This is a genomic window from Paenibacillus farraposensis (genome assembly GCF_020736845.1).
GTDB lineage: Bacteria > Bacillota > Bacilli > Paenibacillales > Paenibacillaceae > Paenibacillus > Paenibacillus farraposensis.
This window is the reverse complement of sequence record NZ_JAFFQR010000084.1, coordinates 147,140-172,041: the sequence shown is the minus strand read 5'-3', so window position 1 is coordinate 172,041 and position 24,902 is coordinate 147,140. Positions and strand designations below refer to the sequence as shown.

Annotated in this window: 18 protein-coding genes; 4 read left to right on the top strand and 14 right to left on the bottom strand. The window is 49.1% G+C overall.

Annotation, left to right across the window (positions count from 1 at the left end; genetic code table 11):
* Positions 1-313: 313 nt before the first annotated feature.
* The 11 genes from JO375_RS14295 to JO375_RS14245 all read right to left on the bottom strand — a co-directional run bounded on the left by JO375_RS14295 (position 314) and on the right by JO375_RS14245 (position 12,519).
* Positions 314-1,924, bottom strand: coding sequence for an FAD-dependent oxidoreductase (locus JO375_RS14295; RefSeq protein ID WP_229525093.1), 1,611 nt, complete (start codon positions 1,922-1,924; stop codon positions 314-316).
* Between the two features lie 25 nt (positions 1,925-1,949).
* On the bottom strand, positions 1,950-2,882 hold the full coding sequence (locus JO375_RS14290; protein WP_377531984.1) for an ROK family protein: 933 nt from the start codon (positions 2,880-2,882) through the stop codon (positions 1,950-1,952).
* Positions 2,883-3,007: 125 nt separating this feature from the next.
* Positions 3,008-3,847, bottom strand: a complete 840-nt coding sequence (locus tag JO375_RS14285; RefSeq protein ID WP_322098739.1) for a MurR/RpiR family transcriptional regulator — start codon at positions 3,845-3,847, stop codon at positions 3,008-3,010.
* Positions 3,825-4,544 carry an N-acetylmannosamine-6-phosphate 2-epimerase gene (locus JO375_RS14280; RefSeq protein ID WP_229525102.1) on the bottom strand — a complete coding sequence of 240 codons (720 nt, stop codon included), beginning with the start codon at positions 4,542-4,544 and terminating at the stop codon, positions 3,825-3,827. Before JO375_RS14280 ends, JO375_RS14285 begins: the two co-directional genes overlap by 23 nt.
* Before the next feature lie 5 nt (positions 4,545-4,549).
* The gene (locus tag JO375_RS14275; protein WP_229525090.1) at positions 4,550-6,091 is read right to left on the bottom strand and encodes a DUF4127 family protein; all 1,542 of its coding nucleotides are present in this window, start codon (positions 6,089-6,091) and stop codon (positions 4,550-4,552) included.
* A gap of 94 nt (positions 6,092-6,185) precedes the next feature.
* Positions 6,186-8,012, bottom strand: coding sequence for a protein O-GlcNAcase (locus tag JO375_RS14270; RefSeq protein ID WP_229525089.1), 1,827 nt, complete (start codon positions 8,010-8,012; stop codon positions 6,186-6,188).
* Between the two features lie 49 nt (positions 8,013-8,061).
* Entirely contained in the window at positions 8,062-8,952 is an 891-nt protein-coding gene (locus JO375_RS14265; RefSeq protein ID WP_229525088.1) for a carbohydrate ABC transporter permease, read from the bottom strand.
* On the bottom strand, positions 8,952-9,833 hold the full coding sequence (locus tag JO375_RS14260; RefSeq protein ID WP_229525087.1) for a carbohydrate ABC transporter permease: 882 nt from the start codon (positions 9,831-9,833) through the stop codon (positions 8,952-8,954). Before JO375_RS14260 ends, JO375_RS14265 begins: the two co-directional genes overlap by 1 nt.
* Positions 9,834-9,896: 63 nt before the next feature.
* Complete coding sequence (locus JO375_RS14255; protein WP_229525086.1) at positions 9,897-11,171, bottom strand: ABC transporter substrate-binding protein; 1,275 nt, start codon at positions 11,169-11,171, stop codon at positions 9,897-9,899.
* Between the two features lie 254 nt (positions 11,172-11,425).
* The gene (locus JO375_RS14250; protein WP_229525085.1) at positions 11,426-11,989 is read right to left on the bottom strand and encodes a DUF420 domain-containing protein; all 564 of its coding nucleotides are present in this window, start codon (positions 11,987-11,989) and stop codon (positions 11,426-11,428) included.
* A gap of 254 nt (positions 11,990-12,243) precedes the next feature.
* Positions 12,244-12,519: a GNAT family N-acetyltransferase gene (locus JO375_RS14245; protein WP_229525084.1), complete on the bottom strand. Its 276-nt coding sequence runs from the start codon at positions 12,517-12,519 to the stop codon at positions 12,244-12,246.
* A gap of 147 nt (positions 12,520-12,666) precedes the next feature.
* Between JO375_RS14245 and JO375_RS14240 the strand changes: the two genes are divergently transcribed.
* Complete coding sequence (locus tag JO375_RS14240; RefSeq protein ID WP_229525083.1) at positions 12,667-13,629, top strand: ATP-dependent DNA ligase; 963 nt, start codon at positions 12,667-12,669, stop codon at positions 13,627-13,629.
* A 121-nt stretch (positions 13,630-13,750) separates the two neighbouring features.
* On the top strand, positions 13,751-14,281 hold the full coding sequence (locus tag JO375_RS14235) for a MarR family winged helix-turn-helix transcriptional regulator (protein ID WP_229525082.1): 531 nt from the start codon (positions 13,751-13,753) through the stop codon (positions 14,279-14,281).
* Between the two features lie 138 nt (positions 14,282-14,419).
* Here the strand turns inward: JO375_RS14235 and JO375_RS14230 are convergent, their stop codons facing one another.
* Positions 14,420-15,355 (bottom strand): manganese-dependent inorganic pyrophosphatase, encoded by a 936-nt coding sequence (locus tag JO375_RS14230; protein WP_322098738.1) that lies wholly within the window; start codon positions 15,353-15,355, stop codon positions 14,420-14,422.
* A gap of 363 nt (positions 15,356-15,718) precedes the next feature.
* Between JO375_RS14230 and JO375_RS14225 the strand changes: the two genes are divergently transcribed.
* On the top strand, positions 15,719-20,020 hold the full coding sequence (locus JO375_RS14225; protein WP_229525081.1) for a S8 family serine peptidase: 4,302 nt from the start codon (positions 15,719-15,721) through the stop codon (positions 20,018-20,020).
* A gap of 83 nt (positions 20,021-20,103) precedes the next feature.
* Here the strand turns inward: JO375_RS14225 and JO375_RS14220 are convergent, their stop codons facing one another.
* Both JO375_RS14220 and JO375_RS14215 read right to left on the bottom strand, forming a co-directional pair.
* Positions 20,104-21,594 carry a sensor histidine kinase gene (locus tag JO375_RS14220; protein WP_229525080.1) on the bottom strand — a complete coding sequence of 497 codons (1,491 nt, stop codon included), beginning with the start codon at positions 21,592-21,594 and terminating at the stop codon, positions 20,104-20,106.
* Positions 21,591-22,277, bottom strand: a complete 687-nt coding sequence (locus JO375_RS14215) for a response regulator transcription factor (protein WP_229525079.1) — start codon at positions 22,275-22,277, stop codon at positions 21,591-21,593. Before JO375_RS14215 ends, JO375_RS14220 begins: the two co-directional genes overlap by 4 nt.
* Positions 22,278-22,564: 287 nt before the next feature.
* Here JO375_RS14215 and JO375_RS14210 point away from each other — a divergent pair, with 287 nt between their 5' ends.
* Complete coding sequence (locus tag JO375_RS14210) at positions 22,565-24,886, top strand: glycosyltransferase family 39 protein (RefSeq protein ID WP_229525078.1); 2,322 nt, start codon at positions 22,565-22,567, stop codon at positions 24,884-24,886.
* Positions 24,887-24,902: the final 16 nt, after the last annotated feature.

Here is a 24,902-nt window from a genome sequence, read left to right as displayed (position 1 = left end):
GAACAAAATCCGTACTCACTCGTTGTTCAGTTTTCAAAGATCAAACTTTTCTTTTTCGCTGCATTTTTCAACAGCTATAAGATCATATCATGTTTATTTCAGAAATGCAAGGGTTATTTTTTTCTTTTTTATCAAGATCATTTCACCCAAGTTATTCACTTTTGAAAATGCTGTTTTGTTGTCAGCCAAAATAATATATCATAAATCCAAGTAACTTAGCAAGCCTCTTTTTATTTTTTTATTATCGCCCGATTTTCTTCCTCTATTCTAATAATTCATTCAAGTCCAGCCAAGGGGCTATTGGCCCCTTGTATTAGCTAGTGATTCCCTCTGGCTTAAATACCTCCACCGGCCAATGCAGCTCCACACCCTGGCGAAGAAGCATGTTTTGATAACGTCCCAGATGCTCTGCCGATTCCCTCACTTCATTGGGGTATACGCTGTTAGAGACACAGTAAGCTGCCAGACTCCCCGCTGATTCCCCTATGTTCCATTCTGTAGGGTGCAGGCGGTAGCAACCATTTGCGATTTGGGTCATCCCTATATTTTTACAGGCAGGAAGCAGATTACGCACCCTTATCGGTATAAGAGAGCCCAGTGGAATTTCATAAGGATAGTTTGGAATGTAAAAGGTCCTCTGGGATACCGTAGTCGGATGGAGATCCAGATGATAGCTGCCCACACCTACACTGTCTGCATAGCGTTTAGGCCCCTCCACGCCCCGAAGCTCACGACTTACATCAAGTTCAGATATGGTGTACTTGGCCTGAATGCGGCGCGACTCGCGAATATATGCCGTTTTTGCCAGTCCGTCCGAGGTGCCGAGAAAATCTCCCCGCGGCCGAATTCCTGGAAAGCCGAACCCTCCATCTAACCGGGGTGCTTCCGTCTGAAGCCAATAGATTAATGACCGGGTCAGCTCACGCGCTCCCTCCCGATGTCTTGCCTGCTCCTGTGCTGTGACACCGATTAATGGACCGAGATAATAATCATTTTGCGCCCAGTTTAAAAGAGTTACCTCACCATCATTTAGCGGCTTGCTCCATATAGAGGGATCTACAATACGACGATAATCCCATAAGGATATAATCCCCTGATCGTTAGGAAATAAAGTGAATTGTTTTAGCTTGCTGGTATCATCCGCATCGGTAGCAAACCAGCTTAAAATCGGGAACCGCGAGAAGGAAGGGATGTAATTCCTCCAAAAGTCATACTGCTGCGGCCGCTCTATAATGAAGTTGCCTTGGGGAATATAGTCCACGGCAGCCACATGTGTGATAGATTGCATATCCAAAGGATCAGCACACTCCAGCGCATGAGGTTCACCCGTAGCATGTCGCGACTCCGCCCCGCTTGTATACTCCACGCCCGCCAGCGGAAGAAGATCCCCACACTCTGTCGCATCCAGATAAAACGTCCCGTGCAGCACTTTAACCCCACACATATGATCAGGGCTATCGGAGGTGCGGACCGTTACGGAGGAAATACTGTCCCCATCCGTGTGCGCAGCAATAGGCACAGTGTGATAATATACACGAACGCGTCCCGTATTCAGGTAGGGAGCGAGCATATCTTCCAGTACCCGCAAAGCGACTCGCGGTTCGTGAGCGAGACGACTGACCCAGCCGTTGCCAGGATTGAGAATGGGGTCATTATGAGCTTCTTCTGTTAACGGATAATTCTGACGATAGTAATCCCGTACACGATTACGAAACTCCCGGTATGTTGCTGTGCAACCAAACTGTTCAATCCATCTGTGCTCATCCGGGGGAACAGCCTGGGAAGTCAACTGTCCTCCCAACCAATCCGTCTCCTCCGTAATGATGACTCTCATGCCGGCTTTCGCTGCCGCAAGTGCTGCCGATGTTCCACCGAGTCCTCCGCCAATCACAATAATGTCGGCCTCAACCCGATTTTGCGTCATGGTCCCTTCCCCTTTCATGCTTGTGCTAAGCCTCTACTATTTCAAAAGCAAGCCGTGCGGCACCAATCATTCCCGCGCGATTGCCCAGCAACGCCCGGCTTACCTCTGTTTGCACCCCCAGCAAGTGCAGATGCTTATTCAGCAAGGACCACCAGACTTCTCCCGCGTCTGCTACTCCTCCGCCAACAATGATCGCCTCTGGATCAAGGGTCACCGAAATATTAGCCAAAAGCACAGCCAAATCTGCGGTGTAGCCATCCAGCACCCGAATGGCCTTCAGGCTGCCACGAGCGGCTTCCTGCATGATCTCCTTTCCCGAACGATAGAGTCTGCCCGTATTTTCGTTCCCTCTGCGTAACAGGGCGGTACCCGATACATACTGTTCGGCGCAGCCTTTTTTCCCGCAATTGCAAGGAATGCCACCCGGATACAGAAGGCTGTGGCCCCAATCACCGCCACTCCAATGAGCTCCTCTGCACAAAAGACCATGCTCCATAAAAGCACCTCCGACACCTGTTCCCAAGGTGAGCATAGCCAAGCGCTGTTTGCCCTTTCCAGCTCCCTGCCACGCCTCTCCAAGCAAGGCAGCGTTCGCATCATTATCAGCAACGGCGCGCAGGGACAACTTTTCTCTGGCCCATGCGACCAAGGATGTACCTTGCCAACCAGGCAGGTTATCCGTGGCGTATACAACTTCACCGCTGTCCACATTTACTCTGCCAGCAGTGGCAATTCCCAGAGCGGATATACCCATATTAGTGCCAGTGTCTTCAAAAGAACGCATCAGCCTGAATACAGACTCCGATACTCGCGACAACACCCAATCACGCCCACGGGAGGCATCTGTATCCAGTCGGATTTCATCAAGCTCAGCCCCATCCTGTGCTACTACGGCGGCTTTTACAGATGTACCCCCAATATCGATTCCAATGACTTTGTTCACCCCAACTGCCACCAGCGTCCTCCTTGCCGCCTACGATATAGGCTTTTTACATTTACCCTTCTTATATTGAAGCAAGCCATGTCCCCAGACCGTAACAGGCAAAAAAACTGAAGTAGACCACGATGCCCTGCTTCAAAATCTCAATAGCTTCGTTCAATAACCGCCCGCGCCGTTCTTTCCTTCATTTGCTTCGTGCGATTGGTGTGCTTGCGTGCAAGTCCTTCACAGATAAGGTCAATCACGAATAGCTGTGAGATTCTCGCGCCAATCGAGCCACCCTCTGTCGGCGCTTCCTTACCTGCAGTCAACAACACGATATCTGCAATAGAGGTGATTGGCGATTTGGCATAATTCGTAATCGCGATAACGGTCGCGCCATTTTGCTTGGCCTTGCGCAGCATGTCATTCGTATCCAGCGTACTTCCCGATACACTGATGCCAATAGCCACATCACCAGGACTCATGGACACCGCCATCATCGACTGGATATGACCGTCTGCTACAGCCTCGGCGCGCCGCCCGATTCGCAAGAAGCGGTTTTTGGCATCCTGCGCAGAAATTCCCGACGCGCCTACTCCAAAAAATTGGACATAGCCCGCCTGATCCAGGCATGCTATCGCACGTCCAAGCTCCGAATGGTCGAGCAGCCCCATACTGGAGTGCAAAATATCAAGCATGTTGTGATACACGGTGCGGGTAATATCATGTTCGTTATCCATGTCAAAGTTTTCCTCAGCGATATCCGTTTTGCGATATGTTTGGCTTTGTGCCAGGGACAGACGAAAATCCTGATAGCCTTTAAACCCGATCTTCCGGCAAAAACGCATGACGGTTGTCTCGCCTGTACCTGCGAAATCAGCAAGCTCCGTCACCGAGAAATATATAATGTCTACGGGATGCTTCAACACACACAAGGCGACTTTTTGCTCCGATTTTGTTAATGAAGGATAATACGTGTTAATTCTGTCGTTCATCTCCATAGATGCTGTTCACTGCCTTCCTTGCGGCATCGGCAAACCGCTGTGTAATCAATTGGGGTCTGGTAATCGCCGAGCCTACAACCACTGCATATGCCCCCAGTCGAAAGGCTTCCTCTACCTGTTCCGGGGCATGGATTTTGCCCTCTGCAATCAAAGGAACAGGGAGCAGCTCCGATGCTCTCCGAACCAGTTCCAGATCAGGGCCATCAATGTGGGTAGAATATGGCGTATAACCGGATAAGGTTGTAGATACGCAGCCTATACCAAGGGAAGCCGCATGAAGTGCTTCCTCCAGTGTCGATATATCCGCCATGGATGTCACTCCATGCTCATGGGCGTAATCTATAAGCTGCTTTAGCTTGCATCCCCCCGGGCGTGGACGCAGCGTGGCATCAAGTGCAATGATATCCGCGCCCGCCTCCACCAGTTCCTCCATCTCACGAAGAGTAGGAGTAATGTAGATATCAGAGTCATCATAATCACGCTTAACCAAGCCGATGACCGGCAAGGAAAGCGTTTGTTTCATCGCACGCACATCTGCTGCGCCGTTGGCACGAATCGCTACGGCTCCGCCCTGCTGTGCGGCACGCGCCATTTTAACCATCGAATCCGCTCCATGCAATGGTTCGCCCGGCAGCGCCTGACAGGATACGATCAGGCCGTGCTGCACTTGTGATAGAACACCTTCTGTTTCTATGGGGATCACCCTCTCTCCTCGGCATCATGCCTTACAGTCAATCCAACTTCAAAGGTGCGGTTCCACGGCATATAGCAATCTGTAATTTTCACGCAGCCCTCCGGCCCGTTCACATAATCCTCAAGCGCCTGTTCCAGCCGCCCGCGAATAACCGCGGTGACCGACCCTCTCTGCCCATCGAGCATGAACTTGTTAAAGCCCATTTGCTCCACCACTCCATTATTCATAACCGTACGCACCACAGCGCAATAACAGGCGTCTTCGGCGTAACGCAGTGCCAGAAAGTCCAGATGCTCCGCCGTAGGTCCATAGCGGGTATACAGCATAGACTGGGCAATGACCGTACCGAGCGTATTAGAGCTGGTATTCCAGCCTGCATAACCGGCCAGCTTAAACAGCAGCCTTTTTTGCTTCAATAGTCTGAGCAGCTTGAGATCGGCGCCGTTGGCATAGCCTACATCAGCGACTGCAATGATTTTGCCTGCATATTGCAGCATATGAGCACCGTACTCGACTAGCTCTACCACATTTCGATGCACGTCATATCCGGTCATTGGGTGCTGCTGGGACGAAGCTTCTGCCATCGTGTCGCCAGGGGTGTTAGCCAGCAAAATCAAATCAGCCTCCGACGCTGAGGATGCAATCAGCCCGCCCGCTGCCATAATCTGATATTTTAGAGTTTCATAAAAATAGCGATCCTCAAAAAGCGGGACAACGAATGCCCCCTGCAAAGCCGATAAGCGCGGATACACCAGCGGCACAGTTTTATTCGTCTGGTTAACCCAACGCGCCAGTAACGTACATCCCACTTCATCGGCCCCCGGATACATGTACACGTTCAAATCCAGCCCAAGTTCAGAAATACGACGTCTTAGCCGCTGCTGATCCTTGGCGGTATAGCCATAGGGAGCCGAGTCATCCTGTGGAATGATCATAAAATCAATGATTCCCTCCGCTGCCAGTTCAAGCGTCATTTCATTGGCCTCCAGATTCACACGGCGCCGATCCAGATAATCCCTCAGTACTTCTGCTGGCAAACGTTCGTTAATGTCAGTTAATTCAAGCTGCTCCTCTGAGGTAGCAAGCCCCAGCTCCCGACGATGCTCAATGAAGCCTTTTCTGAATATCTCACGCCCCCAATCGGCATAGTAGTCCGGTTCTTCATCGGCCAAAGAGTATTGCGGGCAACGCATGATCAATTGAAATGCATACAAAGTCAGCTGCGGATAAAGTTGCTTGAGCCTGCGAAGACGATTCACCCTGTCTCTGACCTGCTCGCTCGTCATATCATGCAAGCGGGAAGGTACAATGCCACCGTATAGCAGCGTGTCCATCGCAATAATGGCTCCATCAGCAGCCGCTGCACGCTCCTCAAGCCATGCCCACAGTCTGTTGGTATCACCGGGGATTTTCTTTTGTCCCATCCATTCCAGTGGGGGTCGCTCCATTTCCAGGTCTGTGCCCTGTGCCAGTAAGTAAGGAAATTGATAATTACAGGGCCGCTCATCCAGCGGTATAAAAAGCAATCGAGCGTTTGGCTTCACCATATACTCCACCTCTCCTGAAAATTACCGTTATGCTAACAGCAATATTGAATTTCAGGGCAACTAGGCTCCTGGTTTCTTTCTATCGGCTAAAGCCCTACAGATCTAAATGATATTTGCCCGGCTCTACCTGATGAACATAGCCCCACCGCTCGGCAGCACGGATCGCCGGATCACTGCCCAGCCGAGCCTTCGCTTCCAGGCAAGCGGTAATGCTGCGTCGCAGTTCGGCTACGATATCATCCGGCAACGGCAATACCTCCTGCTGTCCGGTCACTTCGCCTTGCGTGCCGCTCTCCCGCGCCTGCGCATTATGCTGCCGCCCGCTACCGAGAGCGGCACGCCGCTGCACTTGCCACAGCTTCACATCCAACTCGGCACGCTCCAGCCACGGCGCAGCCTGAGCTACAAATCCGGCCGCGGGTTCATCGACCGGTATGCTCCGCAGGACATTCACGGCCTGAAGCAGCCGCTCAAAATACTTATCCAGCGCAGGAATATCGCGCGATTGCAAGGCAAAATCGACATCCTCATACGTGCTGCCGCCCAAGCGGCTGTTCCTGTTTTGACGGCAGAAAAACATGAATTCTTCCTCACGCTCGCCCGCCAGCTCGCGTGCAGCCCATTCCCAAGAGAGCTCCGGCATGTACCGCTCACTGTTCCACATATAATGGGACATCGTAATGAGCGTCACCTTCGAGCATTCCCACTGGTTCATAGGATTGGCCACCATACCGCTATGTCCACAGTCCGGCAATCGGGAATACCGTCCGCGCAGCGGATCAAGAAACAAGCGATCACGATCACAATCATTAACCGGGATGTTATCCCACAGCCACAATTCATGCCCAAAAAATGCATGATTGTCAGCGGCATGCTCACGACTAATCTGTGGGGCAAAAACAAAGTATCCTGTCCAAAACACTTTAATATCCGGGTGCAGCCGCTCACGAAAATCCTTTTTGTACTCCGTGTCCCAATAGGACCAGTACTCCGAAGGACAGACCGTTAGTGTAAATTCAGGCAATTGCTCGGTCAGCCAGGCATGCACCTTGTTGGTCAGAAAAACATGCGCGTGACCCGAGCGGCCAAGCAAATGCCGATTTTCCCCTTTGAGTACATAGTCAATATCGTCCATCAAAACAGCAAAATGCCTTACACCAATAGCCATCACAGCCGCCAACTTTTCCGTCAAGCTGGCAAAATCGGCCTCGCTGCCAAAGTTCAGGTCATTCCCAGGACTGATACAGTAATGAAAATCAACCTCATCTCGGTCACAGGCTTCTTTTAGTTCACGAATCTGTGCAAATGTATCCTCAGGATACGGCTCCCGCCATAGCTCGCGATGGTACGGATCATCCTTGGGAGCATACATAAACGTGTTCAGCCGATGCGCAGCCATAAAACCGACGGCATCCAGCCGGTCTGCGAAGCTCCACGGTTCCCCATAAAAGCCTTCAATAATCCCTCTGACCGGAAAAGAAGGCTCATCTCGAAGCGATACCACCGGCAGCGTACAGCATTCCTGTTCAACGCGAAGCAGGAGATGCAGGGCATCCATGCCGTATTTGAGCCCTCTTTTATTGGAAGCATGGATTTCAATCCGGCCCTTCTTCTGAATCTCCAGCCGATATCCGTCTGCAGCGAGCGCTCCATCATACTCCAGCAGCAGTTGAACACTTCCGCGTGTTTCGGTGGACACACCCGGTCCCGGAGGTAAAATCAGCTTGATCGGTCCCTCAGGGTCCAGCACACCTTCATACTCCTGATTCATTGCGAAACGGGAGGATAGTTCACAGGTCAGACGCGGTTCCGGGATCACCAGCTTTTCTCCACTGTCATATACATCCCGAAAATAATATTGAATCTCACGCGATGTTAATCCCTCATGCGAGTTGGGCCATACTCCCTTCGACCATTTCATTACAATCGTCTCTCCTTTCATCCACGGCTCTCTATGCCTATATCCCGGACTATCCTTTTACCGCTCCTGCCAAGCCTTCCATAAAATAGCGCTGTGTAAACAGGAACAATATAATGATCGGCAGCACTGAAATCATCGTGCCAGCTGCAATCCAGCCGAAGTTATAGGCAAATTGGCCGTTGAGATATGTGAGTGCAGCTGCCAGCGGGTACAGCTCCGTGTCATTCAGAATAACAATCGGCCACAGGAAGCTATTCCAGAACGACATGGCCTCCAACAAAGAAATCACGGCGAGTGCCGGCTTCACTAGCGGTAGCACCAGCTGCCACCAAATACGGAACTCCGAAGCGCCATCCATTCTGCCGGAATCACGCACATCGGTGGGAATATGGATAAATGTCTGCCGCATCAGAAAGATGTTGAATACAGAGACCGACCCGGGCAATACCACACCCAGATAGGTGTTGCCCAGATGAAGCCCTTGAATGGTCAAATAATGCACAATAAATGCAGTGTATGAAGGAATAATCAGGGTGGAAATTAGCAGTGTAAATACCAGATTTTTACCCTTAAAGCGAAATACGGCCAAGGGATATCCCGTCAGACTGGCAAGTATCACATTAAGCACAACGCCCAGCACTGTAATAATTACCGTATTCAGGATATACTTCGGAAAATTCATAAAATGCCACACCTGAACATAGTTGTCAAAATTAATAAAAGTCGGGAAAATGGCGGGCGGCGTTGAAAAAATGTTGCGCCCCGGCATAAGGGATACGCTGAGCAGCCACAGGAAAGGGCCCATTAAAAAGAGAGCGAGCAGTACCAGAAGCACATAGATCACCGTCATCTTCACCATTCGTCCCAGGCTGCGAATGATCCGGCTATTTTTGTTCTTTGGAAGGGGTGAGTGCAGCATTGGGTCATTTTGTAGATTCATCAATAGGGATTGACACCGCCTTTCCTATTGAATCGGAATACGATAATACTAAGAACTGCGATCACTGCACCGACAATTAAGCCAAGCGCCGAAGCGTACCCGAAATTAAACTGCTCCATTCCTTTTCGAAAAATATACAAGCTGGAGGTCAACGTGGCTGTTCCTGGTCCCCCCTTGGTCAGTACATACACCTCATCGAATACGCGAATAGCCGCCATGAGTGAAATGAGTGTACAGAACAGGATGTAGGGTCTTAATAACGGGAGGGTAATATGGACGATCAACCGGCAGCGACCTGCTCCATCTACTCTGGCGGCTTCATACAGATCTTGCGGAATGTTCTGTAAACCTGCCAGATACAGCATCATATAATACCCGAGTCCCTTCCACAGCGTGATAAACATAAGAACATACAAAGCTAAATTACTGTCCGATAACCAGTGTATATCTTTGCTGATTAAACCAACCTTAATCAACAGATAGTTGACAACGCTGTTATTACCCAGCAGCCAGCTCCAAATTAAAGCTACTGCAACCATGGAAGTGACGACAGGGATGTAATAGGTCGTACGAAATATTTTAATTGCTGGAATACGGCTGTTCACCAGAACGGCCATTAAAATGGATAAAACCTGAAGAAAGGGAACAATGAGCACATACACCAATGAATTCCAGATCGAAATGAGAAAATTGCGATCCTTGAACGCTGCTTCGAAATTAGCCAGACCGACATAATGGGTATCCGAAATGACCGAGTAGTCTGTCAACGCTAGCGGAATGCTGTAAATTATAGGCCAAAATACAAAGACGGCAAGCAACAGCAGTCCCGGCGTCATAAAGGCCCAGGCTGTAAAAGACTCAGACCTCAACCATTTGATCATGCTGTATCACCACCCGAGTTTGATAATGAACAGGGGAGTCCTCTCACAACTCCCCTGCTGAATCTATTGCTTTAAAATGTCGTTTACTTCTTTCTCCAAAGCGGCAAGCGTCCGCTTCGTGTCCGTTCCATTCAATATTATATTTTGAAAAGCACGTGTAACAGCGCTGTTCACGTCTTTGGCATTAGGCACACCAACCATATAGTCTGTCGCCTTATCCAGGCTTTGCGCAGATACGACCTTGGCTTGTGCCTCCAACGATTTATCCGACTGAGTGAAATACGGGTCTTTAATGGACTCCTTCGTGGAAGGCAACGTATTAGCCACTTTGGAAAAAGCCGTCTGGCTGTCTGCATTCGTCAAGAAAACGGCAAACTTCACCGCTTCATTCACATGTGCAGACTTGGTGGGCACGACCAGATTCATGGAGTTGGATAACCGCACATCGGCTTTACCCGTAGGTACGGGAACAGCGATCGTGTTCTTATATACGTCCGGCGCCGCCGTTTTGATAAAATTGATGAACGTTGGGCCTGCCAGCTCAAAAGCAACCTGCTCGCCGGCATAATATTTGACCTGCTGTGCGAAATCAGCGTCCTCTTTGAGGATGACGCCATCTTCCATCTGTTTTTTCAGATTATCAATCATAACAACTGCTGCTGGCGTTTTGAACGCGGCTGCTGTTTTATCCTTGTTCAAGATAGGAATACCATCGATAGCAAAAAGCTTGGATACAAGCTGCTGTGCATATCCGGCTTTACCGAGCTTTCTATTAATCTGACGGCCCCATTCCGACAATTCCTCCCGTGTTTTCGGTGGATGGGCAGGGTCCAGTCCGGCAGCCTTTACCAGCTTCGTATTCATATAAAGCACTTCCGTGCCCGTATACCAAGGCAACGCGTAAGCCTTTCCGTTAATGACTGTCGAATTATAGATACCTTCGAAATAAGCAGCCTTTTCCTCCGGGGACAGATACTCATTCATATCCACAACAGCCCCCTTGGAACCCATTTGACTGGCGAATTCCGTATTGAGATTGACCACATCCGGACTACTGCCGCTTGCGATACTCGTCAACAACTTGTTGGTCACCGCATCGTAAGGGTAGTCCTTCCAATCAATTTTGACATTAGGGTTCTTCTGCTCATAATCGGCAATCACCCGGTTGAAATACGGAGTAAATGTGGGCTGTAATGCAATCGTCCAAAATTGCAGTGTGACTTTCCCACCGTTTACGTTCTCCGGTTTTGAGCTTCCGCCACCGCAGCTGCTCAGCAGTACTACCAGCGCGATCAGAGATACAAGCAACCTCAACCTGCCTTTTGCTTTCTTTGTCACATGGTGACCCCCTTATTCTTAGTTGATTAAGGTAAATTATAACAGAAATACCGGTAGAGAAGGAACGTTTTTTCAATAAAATAAATTAAGAAGGAATAATTTTTCTTTTATTGGACATGAGTTGCACTGAAAAGTTACTTACTTGCGCCACTGCGCAGCCGGATGTTGCTTATATAAGCATAAAAAGACGCCTCTTTTACAGAGACGTCTTCTTTCCCCATTGAATCTATAACAGTAGAATCAAGATTTAATGCTTAATAATACGGGGCCATAAATACGTACACCAGCACTCCGGTCAAGCTGACATACAGCCAAATCGGCATGGTCCAACGAGCAATTTTACGGTGCTTGGCCACCTGCATGGTCCATCCCCAAACAACGGTGAACAGCGCGAGTGGTACGATAATCGCAGCCAGAATACTATGAGAGATTAGCAGCGTAAAGTAGATCGGCCGAAGAATGCCCACCCCGCCATATTTTGCAGTTTCCGGTGAAATATAATGGAAGGTCAGATAGGAGAATAAAAATAAAACCGTACTGGCAAAAGCCAACAGAACAAAAGCCTTATGCACCTTGACATTCTTTTTGAAGATAGCAATCAGCGCAGCTACCAGAAATATAAAGGTGAAGCTGTTAAAAATCGCATTCAGCCTCGGAAAAATAGTAATGTCGAAACTTACACTGCCCTGATATCCGATCGGCGAAAAGAATAGCAGCAAAATAATCACATTAGCTATAATGGAAACGGTGATAATCAAAGTTGTAAAATTACGATTGCTCGTTGGAACATACTGCTTGTCCTCTCTCGCTTTACTCATAATAAGCGTCTCCTTCGTATAAATTCAGGTTTTCATTTTTTCTGTCTTTTTTCTGTCATGTTCATAGCCTTAATATATTATATAGAACTCATGGACAGCATGTGAAGTGACAACAGTATGAACAATTTCACAGCTATATATCCGAAAATGTGCTTCACACTTTATCCACGCCAAAAAACACCGGAAGGTCTGATTACCTGTGATTACCGATCCGGTGTTGTGCAAATGATATATCCAAGACACAAAACACCCCATTATTGCTGCCAAACGTCACTATATTCCTGATGACGCTTGAACAAGGCCAACGCGTATGAGCAAGCCGGGACTACTTTTTTATGCTGATCCCGGGCCATATCAACCACTTTATCAATCAGCTCCTTGCCGATTTTTTGCCCTCGCAACTGTTCCGATACAAATGTATGGTCAATAACCAAAGCGTGATCATCTAAGGATTTATAGCCGACTTCTGCAACCACCTGTCCATCATCTACCATGACTACCGCATGATCCTCTTCGCAAATTTGTCTCATAAGCATTCCCCTTTCTGCCTGAAAAAATCCTGTGCTGGATATCCTTATCATTCCCCGATTGGCAGACCAATGAAACATCCTGTACATAAAAAAAGACCTGTCGTCGAAACTACGGGTGTTGGAAAAAGGCAAGAGGAGGTATTGTATTTGTGTACAGAAATAAAGCCGATCATCCCGTTTGAACCGATGCAAAGTAAAAAAATCCCTGCGGATAACGAGCGTTGGCGTTACGAAATAAAATGGGACGGCACGAGAATTTTGACGTATCACGACCAAAGCAGCACGCGTCTGTTCAACCGCAAGCGACATGAACGAACACTTTTGTACCCGGAACTTGCACTCTTTCCCTCTTACTGCCGGGCGGATTCAGCTATACTGGATGGAGAAATGATCGCACTCGGCGCCGATGGCAAACCATCATTTCATGAAATCATGCGGCGTGATCTGATTCGCCGAGCAGATCGAATTCAAGCGGCCCGTGAGGCTGTGCCCGCCACCTATATGCTGTTTGATATCATCTATCTGAACGGGGAGTGGGTTCATCGCAGGCCGTTGCAGGAAAGGCTGGAACTGCTGCAGCAGGTTATCATCCCGAATGAACGGATTCAGCTGGCTCCTGCTCATCCTGATGGACAAGCTCTATTCCAGGTCATGTGCACTCAAGGCATGGAAGGCATTGTGTGTAAAAGACTGGATAGCCCGTACACTTTGGGCGGGAAGGACGAACGATGGATCAAGATCAAAAATTATGGTGATGTCATCGCCGTTATCGGAGGTTATACTTTAAACGGAGGCATTATCAATGCTGTGCTGCTGGGTCAGTATGACAAGCGAGGGGAGCTGCGCTACATCGGACATGCAGGTACAGGCAAGCTGACTCGAGAAGATTGGCGGCAGCTTACCGTGCGCCTCATGCCGCATACGATTTCCAAGCGCCCTTTTGTCAATAAGCCGGATCGTCAGCAAGATGCCATTTGGGTACAGCCCATGTACACTGCCAAAATTCAATATAGCGAGTGGCGATGGCAAGAAGGACGTACCCTGCGCCAGCCCTCCATACAAGCCTTTGTTGATCAAGACATTAGGCAGTGCATCGGACCCTGGATGTGACACTTTGCGAGGTGATTTCAAAAAAAATACGGAATAATGCGGAATAAAGTTTATTCAAATCATTGCAACCAGTGGTTAATTAAATTACAGTTAACTAATTAACTGCATCGAGGTGAATCGCATGTTTTTTTTCTTGGACTCCGAAATTCGTCAACTGGCCTATAATCTATTTCCAGATGGCAATAAACCGATTGGTGTATTAGTGGATTTATTTTCCATAACATACGAAATACGCAAGAGCATGGAGAAACGCTCGCGTGAATTTGGTCTTTCCTACGGACAATATATCGCATTGTGTGTACTCTCCGCGCAAAGGGATGAAATGTCCTCTCCTTCCAGTTTGGCTGAAAAGATGGGTGTAAGCCGGGCCGCAATCAGTTCTATGGTCATTTCCCTTGAACAGGAAGGATACATTAACAAGTACGACGACCCCAATGACAAACGAGGCGTGTTTGTTTCCCTGAACGATAAAGGGAGAGGCAAGATTAAACAAATGGACCCTTTTTTCATAGGACTGGCCTCACGTCTGATGTCGGACTTTAGTGAAACGGAAATTAACCAGTTTCAAACCTATCTATCACACGTACGCTCTGCATTTGAAGATGCCAAGATCTCCGGGCTAACAGATCCCATAAATAGAAGAGACAAATGATTGGAGGACTGAAAAATAAAGCCTCCCGCCTTCACCGCTTTGGCGCAGTGGGGTTCAAGAGGCTTATTCTCATATGGCAGCTAAAACGTGCAGTGATCCGTAACCGCCGCACCCAGCTTGCGATTTTAGTCTATCCAATTACAGACTGTTAAAAGCGTCTGTCAATACAGGGACGATTTGCGATTTGCGGGATACGACGCCCTTCAGAACGGCTTTGTTGTCGTCCAGCTTCACGTTATAGGCTTTTTCGACCGCCTGTGCCTGGCTTCCAAGCGCAATGCCAACAGAATCACTGTTCACAATATCGGTGACCACGAACAGGAACAGATCCAGGTTTTTGGCTTCAATGGTTTGGGACAGCGCAGTTTCCAGTTCAGCTTGACGAGATAACACATCGTTCACGTCCACCGCGTTCACTTGCGCGATTTCTACCTTGCGTCCGTTCATCTGGAATTCCTTTGCATCCAGACTTACCAGCTGCTCAATGGTGTGAGCACTCAAATCAGCACCCGCTTTAAGCATGTCAAAACCATAACGGTCTGCATCCACACCAGCAATTTCAGCCAATTCACGAGCAGCAGTTACGTCTTGATCGGTGCAGGTAGGAGATTTGAACAGCAGGGAATCCGAAATGATCGCCGACAACATCAAGCCTGCGATTTCCTTCGGAATGGCAACACCGTTTTCTTTGTAAAGCTTATTCAAAATAGTAGCTGTACAACCTACAGGTTCTGCCCGGAAGTACAACGGCTGGCTGGTTTCAAAGTTAGCGATCCGGTGATGGTCGATCACCTCAGTTACCGTTACTTTGTCAATATCAGTCGCGCTTTGCTGGCGTTCATTATGATCGACCAGAATGACGCTGTCGGTTTCCTCAGCTACCAGCTCAACCAGTCGCGGTGCGCTCACTTTAAAATAATCCAGTGCATACTGCGTTTCCCCATTAACCTCACCGAGACGAATCGGTTCTACGTCCGCACCCAGTTTGGTTTTCAGATGTGCATAAGCAATAGCTGAGCAGATCGTATCCGTATCCGGATTTTTATGCCCGAAAATCAACGTTTTTGCCAACATAATCGACTCCTTTTCATTAAGCATTTTACATGATTGTGAAATCTCAACAATTCCAATGCAGATTATATCATTAAATCTCGTATTCTCCCATTCCCTTTCGAGTGATTACAAAAATAATCTAGTAAACTCATAACATACCATGAAATACATCTATGAATGCCCCTCTTGCTTTTTCTTAAAATACAAAAAACATATAGTAATATATTCCATTCGTATGGTAAGATATTCCTCAAAACTGGCAAGTTCGTCATCAGTGGTCAATTCTATTATTCCAGATACCAAGAGGGGGCGTGGGAACAGCGGCAGTGACTCCAAATCCTAGTTTGTAAACCTATTATATTTTGATTGAAAAGAGGAAAAACTTTGAAAAAGCCAAACATTATACAAAAAATATCTGGCGTATCACTCGCTCTTGCTCTGACGGTAAGCTTGTCTCTGCCGTCCGTCAGTTCTGCTGCTACTGTAGACCTGCAAGCCGGTTCGTTTTTGAAGGCGCAGGAAGCACTGACTGTTGAGGCGACTCCGGCCTTCATTTCGCCAGAGCTGAACACCGACTCTGCCCGCCAGGTCAGGGTTATCGTGCAGTTGGATGGCAACCCCATAGCTGTGGACAAATTTGCCGCACGGTCAGTCGCCCGCACCTTCACTGCCCAATCTGAGCAAAATGCGGAATCGGCTATTGCTACAGAGCAAACAGCATTCGTGGACCAAGCCGCAAAACACGGTATTTCTCTTCAGGTGAATTACCAATACAACACGGTGCTTAATGGCTTGGAGGTCACGCTCCCAGCCAATAAAATTCCTGAACTGGCTAAACTGCCAGGCGTGAAATCCATTCACGAAAACAAAACGTATTATTCTATCCCCGTACAAGACCCACCAACACTTACAGCCAGTGAAGCAACCTATGACAACGCGCCATTGGATCAAATTGGTGTTCCCGAAGCCTGGGCAAAAGGATTAACAGGTGAAGGAATCAACATCGGGGTTATCGATACCGGTATCGATTATGAGCATCCGGATTTGAAAGCAGCTTACAAGGGGGGATATGACTCTTTTGAGCAGGATAACGATCCTTACGAGGAACCGTTACTTGATAAAAAGGACGACCCGTATGGCACAGGTTTTAGCGGAACAACACACGGTACTCACGTCTCCGGTACGATCGCTGGTCAAGCAGCGAATAAATCCTCGGAAATTGTGCAAAAAGGTATTGCCTATAAATCGAACTTATACGTTTATAAAGTGCTTGGGCGAAACGCCAAAACAGGTCGTTCCTCCGGTTCCTCTGCACAGGTAATTGACGGTATTGAACATGCTGTCAAAGACGGCATGAACGTCATTAACCTGTCACTCGGCTCTGATTCCGAAAAGGACCCGAACTCCCCGGACTCCATTGCTATCAATAATGCCGTGCTTTCCGGGGTAGTTGCGGTCGTTGCGAACGGTAATGCTGCGCAAGACCAGAACTATTACTATTCAATGGGTTCCCCTGCGACAGCCCAGCTGGCCATCTCCGTCGGTGCCGCTACTTCTCCGAGCCATAGCTACTCTAACAGAGCATCGGTTAGTATTGCCACCTATGGAGATCATGGAGAGCGGATGAGCGTTGCATCAGATACCTATTACAATCTGAACACGATGAGTTGGCAAACGTTCCATGAGGATTTTGCTTCCATTTTAGGAACAGAACCATTGGAGTTAGTGTATGCCAATTTGGGGTTTCCGGACGATTTCACTTCTAAAGATGTAAAAGGTAAAGTTGTAATCGTTTCACGTGGCGTCCTGGGCTATGTTGACAAAATCAGGATTGCACAACTAAATGGTGCGAAGGCTATTATTATTTTTAATGGTCAAGCTAAATCTGATGACATCACGCAAGCCAATCTGAGCAATGGCATACCAGGTTATGACGGTTACATTAATTCAAATCAAGGTGACGGCGTGGATCATATTCCTGCCTTTGACATGGTAGGAAAAGAAGGCCGCGCGCTGGCAAGACAAATCATTGAGCGTCAAAACAGCAAACAAAAATTCTTTATTACCTTTGGTGCCGATTATCTTCGCACCGACAACCCCGGCAATACAATGGCCGGTTTTAGCTCCCGCGGACCAAACGGAGATGAGCTGCTGAGCATCAAGCCGGATGTGAGCGCACCGGGAGTTAACATTATGTCAACTTACCCTGCCTTCGCCAAGTTCCATCCAGATGCTTCTTACGAGCATGCTTACAAACGCAGCAGCGGAACCAGTATGGCCTCTCCACATGTGGCTGGACTTGCTGTGCTGTTGAAGCAGCAGCATCCAAGCTGGACACCGTTCGATATCCGTGCTGCTCTCGCAAACACTTCGGTTGCACTCTTTGATGAGAATAAAATCCGATATGATGTGTATTCCCAAGGTGCAGGCCTTGTAAACATCGCGAATGCAATTCAGACGCCAGCCCTGCTGGAAACTGTTGAAAAGATTACGATTCTTGACAAAAACTTTAATCGGCAGGAAGTTGTGAATTACAATCCTTCCGCCAGCTTCGGGGTGATGGAACCAGGTAGTGATGCGAAGCAAATTCAGCTGCAGCTCAAAAATTTGTCCGCTAACCCTGTACAGTATGAAGCCAGCTACGTTTTGCATAATAATGTAACCTCTGATCCTACCAAGCCAATCGCCACACCTGACGTAAGCAACATTGCCGTGCAGCTGCAAGGTGTCGGCGCGAATGGCGCAATCTCGGCAGAACCGGGCAAATCACAACCGTTCTTCCTGTCTGTGCAGCCAAATTCGAGTGCAGCCACAGGTGTATATGAAGGGGAAGTTGTTCTGAAAAGCGCCGGACTGCCAACACTGCATCTGCCGTTTGTCGTTCATGTCGGCAAAGAAAATCCGGCCACAGGCTTCGGCTTGCAGGAACTGAGTCTCACCAACCCGGTTATTTATCCAAATCAAACGGGTGCCAAACGCTCAACAGACCTGACTCTCCGCCTGACCACGGATAAAACCAACCAGATTGGGCTTTATGTATACGGTCTGGATGATAAGCTCATTGGCCAGATCGATGGGATTACAACTTCCGAGGAACAGGGCAGCAATGCCCGCCTCAAACAAGGCGCATACTCCTTTAAGGGTATTGACGGAAGTTACGTTCCATTAGATGACAATGGAATGCCTGTTCTGGATGCAAACGGCCAACTCGTAATTCAGCATTTGAAAAACGGCATATATAAGCTGGAAGTCGAGGCTCCGGAACTGAATGCAAAAGGGGAAGTTGAAAGCAATACAAACGGCCCTAAATTTTTCGTCGCTATGATATCTATCCGAGTGGATAATACATCTTCCGGCAGTAGCAGCGGGGGAGGTGGTGGCGGTAGCGGCAGAAGCAATACAACACCTTCTGCTGCTGCATCCAATTCATCCACTCCTGTCGCTACATCTGCTGCATCCAATACATCTGCTCCTTCACTTCAAACTGTAGTGAAGCAAGGACAGACTATAAAAGCTGTGACTACAGCCATTGCGGTAAACAATAATGTACAGTCATTGACCGTAACCGATGCTGACCTGCAGGCTGCTGTAACCGCAGCGGGCTCCAGCCCAACTGCGATCGTGTTGTCGGCTGCCAGTCAGGCAGGGCAAACAACCAAAGCAGCGCTCACTACCGCACAGTTGGCAACGCTGGGCAAGGCTCCGGCAGGAAGCAGCCTAATTGTGAGCAATACGGGTTCCTCCTTGGCTTTGCCAATAACTGCTCTGAAAAATGCTCCTGCGGGTGCAAACCTTGAGATGGTTATCAGCAGCCAGGCACAGGAAAGCAGCATTTTTACAGGCAAGCTGAAAGGCTCGACTGTCATTGGTACACCTGTAGAGTTTGAAGCTAACATCATCACTGGAGGCAAAAGCCAACCCCTTCAGGTGGCTCCGGGACAGTTCATTAGCCGTTCCTTTACCATCCCTGGACAAATTGAGCCAAATACAGCCGGTGTGCTTTATATCGCAGACGGAAACGTCTACCCGGTTCCATCCATCTTCACCAAGCAGGCAGATGGGTCGACCGTTGTCAAGGTGAGCCGTCCGGGCTTCTCGACATATGCGGCTGCAACGCGTCCCGTTAGCTTTGAAGACATTTCATCGTCATATGCGCAATCCGAAATTCAATCATTAGCGAACAAATTGCTGATTAACGGTACAACTGACACGACCTTCTCACCGAAGAAGAACGTGACACGTGCGGAATTTGCAGCCCTGATTACCCGGGCCATTGGCCTGACATCAGGCACTGCTGCCCCATTCAGTGACATCCCTGCAGGCAGCTGGTATTCCGGCGATGTGGCAGCCGCGTATGAAGCCGGATTGATTACAGGCCGCAACAGCGGCAAATTTGATCCAAACGCTAATATCAGCCGTCAGGAAATTGCTGTCATATTGGGTAAAGCGGTGGACCTGCTTCAAATCAAAACAGCTGTCGATGGTCCTGCACGCACGCCTTATCATGATGCTTCATCCTTTGCAGGCTATGCCAAGGACAGCATCGAAAAGGCGAGTGCCGCAGGTATTATCAGCGGAGAAGCGATTCAAGGCTCCTCCTATTTCAAGCCCAATGCACCTGCAACACGTGAGGCATCCGCCAATGTGCTGCATCTGTTTCTACAAAAAGCTGCACTGATTAACTAACAACTCCGAAGCCTCCCGAGCCGTGTAACGAGTCAAGCTGCAGTTCGGGAGGCTTTTTTTAGGTTACGCCATCATGTGTAATACTATACCTTACCTGCCAATGGCAGCGTTACTTTGAATACACTGCCGACTCCCGGTGTACTTTCGGCCGCAATGTTCCCCCCGTGCGCTTTCACGATAGACTCTGTAATAGCCAAACCGAGACCTGCTCCGCCCGAGCTGCGCGTACGTGATTCATCTCCGCGATAAAATCGCTCAAATATCCGCTCCAACTGCTCTTGACTCATGCCTGGACCGTTATCGCATATCTGGATATCTGCCATTTTCTTGCTAGCAGACAAATTCATATGGATCACGCCTTTTTCCGCATTCGTATGCTGAACAGCATTATGGAACAGGTTGAGCACCACCTGCTTGATTTTATCCCCTTCAGCCAGCACCCGCACACCTGCTGTCATATCGAAAACCACCTTGCGCGTGCCTGCTAACATCAGCAGCTGCGGTTTCATTTCCAGCAGCAGCTCATCCAGCGATATATCATCCAGTTTCAGCTCCGGTGTTCTGTCCAGTTTCGCCAGTAACAGCAAGTCGGAAACCAGCTTATTCATTCGCTTGGATTCACCATACATACTCTCTAGTGCAGATTGAAGCTGATTCGGATTGGATGCCGCTCCGCGCAGCAGCACTTCCAAAAACCCGTGAATTGACGTGAGCGGTGTGCGCAGTTCATGGGAAGCATCTGCTATAAATCGTCTCATCTGCATCTGCAATTCCCGTTCAGCAGCAAACGAATGCTCCAGTCGTTCCAGCATTCCATTAAATGAAATCGCCAAACGATCCACCTCATACTGCCCCTGATCTGCATCGAAGCGCTCGTCCAGATTGCCGGCATCAATACGTTTGACCGCCTCGACCATTCTCGAAAGGGGTACCAGCGTGCGACGCAGTACTGGAAGCATGAGCGCCAGACCAATCGCAAGTGCGATCAGTGACAGCAAAATAAAGGTGCGAAGCTGATTTATTAGCTGCTCCTGCATGGAAGTCGTGGATACGCCCATCTGAAGCATACCTGACGAGCGGTCGGGCGGACCCAGCGAACGGAATACAACCAGCTGCTCATTCCGTTGAGCATCCGTAATCAATTGATAGCCATGAAGCATGCGCTTGTTCTGCTGCATCGCTCGGTACTGCTGAGTGGTGAGACGCGGTGGGTTAAGTCCGTTTTCACTGGACAAGCTTCGAAAGGTTCCGTCCGTATCTATAAATGCAAGCGACACATCCGACCAAAACAGAAACGGCCCCGGCCGACTGTCCCTCCGATTGATTCCTCCCCAGGGAGCAGCCCCCCCGTTCGGATCTTTCCAGTCCCTGAGCAATAAATCAGCAGGAATTGAATTTAACTGTGTTTTCATAGCGTCCGCCCGGCTCCGGTACAGAAAATCCTTCATCAGAAAATATTGCAGAAAACCGATCAATACGAGCAACAAAGCCAAAATGAGCAACGTTCTGGCTAAAAGCTCCGAGCGAAGTGAACGGAGGGCATATTTTCTGCGATTTGGCCTCCCTGTCTTCATAGCAGGTCCAACCGGTATCCCACTCCACGCAGCGTTCGAATAACCCGGTGTTCTTTATCTTTAAGCTTTTCTCGCAGGGAACGGATATACACTTCGACAATATTATCCTCGCCCCCAAAATCGTATCCCCATACCCGATCCAGAATACGACTTTTACTCAGGACAATGCCGTGATTCAGCACCAGAAATTTCAATAGCTCATATTCGGTCGGCGACAGTTCCAGCACCTGCCCCTGATAACGAATTTCCTTGCGCCGATCATCCACTTGAAAGGGACCGTGAACCACCTCGCCCAGCAGATCGGGAAACTGATTGCGCAGACGCGCTTCAATGCGTGCCAATAGCTCATTAAAGCTAAAAGGTTTTACCACGTAATCATCCGCACCCAGCTTCAGCCCCTTGACCCGATCGTCTACATCATCCTTGGCTGTCAGCATAATGACCGCGATGTTATCCTCCGTCTCCTTAAGGCTTTGACACACCTCGAAGCCGCTCATTTCCGGCATCATCACATCCAGCACTGCGACATGCGGGCGAAACCCTCTTGCCAGATCAAGCGCTGCGCTCCCATTCTCAGCGGTTTTAACTTCATATCCTTCATTAATCAGTCCAAGCTCCAAAAATTGTAAAATATGAGGCTCATCGTCCGCCAGCATAACTCTAACTCCGTGTATTGGATTCATGATTAATCTTCCCTTTCATAACGCTACGTTTTTTCTCTTCTAAAGGTTGGCCCGTCTTTACCTGTATTTAATATACCTGAATCCTGCCGTAAAAAAAGCACCCCCGCGCAGCTTTCAGCTAACGTTCAGGGAGCGCTCATAACCAATTAAGATACGTTTGGCAAGATAATAGCAAGCCGGTAGTTCACCGGGCCAGAGTCAGAAGCGACTGATCATTCCGCAGTTCTGAAGATAGCGGCTAGAACAACGGAATAAATACAACAATTTTCACAGGGAGTGGAATGTACATGATTAAGAAATGGTTCAAGACCAGGGCCGATATTCCCCTGATCATCATCATGCTGATATCTGCATTTTTGAACGGATACAACATCTGGCAAGACAAATACGCCAACACCTACTACACAACGGCAGTAGCAAGCATGCTGCAAAGCTTTCACAATTTCTTCTTCGCCTCACTTGATTCTGCCGGATCGGTAACGATAGACAAACCGCCTGTCGTGTTCTGGATTCAGACCGCGAGCGCCTATATATTCGGGCTTCACGGCTGGAGCGTTATCCTGCCGCAGGCACTGGCTCAGGTCGGATCAGTATTGCTCATATACCTGCTCGTGAAACCAAGCTTCGGTACGATGGCTGCACGATTGGCCGCCTTCGCTATGGCAACTACACCAATAGCAGTAGCCGTCAGCCGCACGAATAACATCGACGCTATGCTGGTCTTCACACTGCTGCTCGCAACATGGTTGCTGTTCAGAGGAATTGGAAATAGCAGAACAGGGCTGATTATCGCAGCTTTCGCCGTTGTGGGCATCGGATTTAACGAAAAAATGCTGCAAGCCTATATGATCGTTCCCGCTTTGGGATTGTTCTATCTGCTGGCCTCCAAGTTCAACTGGAAGCGCAAAGTGGTCATCCTGGCGGGATCAGCAGCCGTTCTTCTGGTTGTATCGCTCTCTTGGGCAGTCGTGGTCGACTCTACTCCGGCATACCAGCGCCCTTATATGGGGAGCAGCGGTACGAACTCCGTCCTGAATCTGGCCTTTGGCTATAACGGTCTTTCCCGTCTGACAGGAGATCGGGGAACCGGCGGCACTCGTGGCGGGCAGCGCTCGGAGTGGAGGCAGAACTCCTCAGAGAGCAGCAGCAATACCCATTCGAATCAGGCCCAAACAGCTGCTTCATCGAACGATACTCCAACGGCCGGTGACTCTGGTGCCAATAACATGGCAGCAGGAGGATTCGGCGTCGGTGACCAAATGTCGCCGGGCGGTTTTGGCGGCAACGGGCAAGGCCACCCTGACGGCGGGCAGGGTGGACCTGGTGGCGGTCCTGAAGGTCCCGGTGGTCCTGGCGGGCCGGGCAGAAATTCCGGCGGCATGTTCGGCACTGGTGAAAAGGGACCTTTACGCTTGTTCCAATCCGCACTGTCAGGCCAAGCCAGCTGGCTGCTTCCATTCGCTCTGATTGCTTCGATCGGCCTGCTTGCAAGCATTCGGCGTCGCAATATAACCCAAAAGCGCAAAGAGGTCATCTTCTGGCTCGCTTGGCTGCTTCCCGCAGCTGCATTTTTCAGCGTAGCAGGTTTCTTTCATCAATATTACCTGATTATGCTCGCACCACCGATTTCAGCGCTCTTCGGAGCCGGATTCGTAGAATTGTGGCAGCAGTATCGCGAGCGTTCCGGCTGGCTCTCCTGGCTGCTCCCCATTGCGATTTTGACAACTTCGGCATTCGGCTGGTTTATTTTACAAAATTACAACGACACCATTGGTAGCGGCTGGTCCATCGTGGTCTTGATTCTAGGAATCATTGGAACAGCATTGCTGGTAGTAGCACGACTGACATCTGAGAAGTGGACTAAATTCGCGATCATGGCAAGCATGCTCGCCATGTTTATCGGCCCTATGTACTGGGCATTGACACCGATCACCTACGGGGGGAACAGCATGATTCCACAAGCCGGACCAAGTCAATTCGGCGGCGGTGAAATGCCAGGTGGACAAAGATGTTCAAACAGCAGCGATCAACAAGCTAAAGGAACTCAACCGAATGGCACATCTGGCAATGCGGAACAAATCAGCTCTAATGGCAATGCTGCAAGCACCGAATCAAACACAGATACCGAAAGAAGATCTTCATCGCGCTTCAGAGGAATGGGAGGCCCGAACGGCAGCCAAAGCCTGGACCAAAAAACACTAAGCTATTTGCAAAAGCACAACACAGGTGAAACCTATCTTTTCGCGGCAAGCAACTATTCGACAGCTGCTCCTTACATGATTGAAGCCGGACAAAAAGTAATTATTATGAACGGCTTTGTATCTTCCGATCCGGTGTATAACGTAGACAAGATCAAGGCACTGGTGGAAAGCGGCCAAGTGAAATACTTCATGATCTCTGGCGGAGGCGGCGGTGGACCGGACAGCGGCAACTCCGAAGTCACTGCCTGGATCAAAGAGCACGGCAAAGTGATCCCTACCGATGAATGGAAAACATCAACGAGCGAAAACAACAAAACGAATAGTCCTTCGAATGCCCAGGATGGTCAAGGTCGATCTGGCGGAGGCGAGCGTGGCGGAAGCGGCACTTTATATGAAGTCACATTATAAATTAGGGAGGAATTAC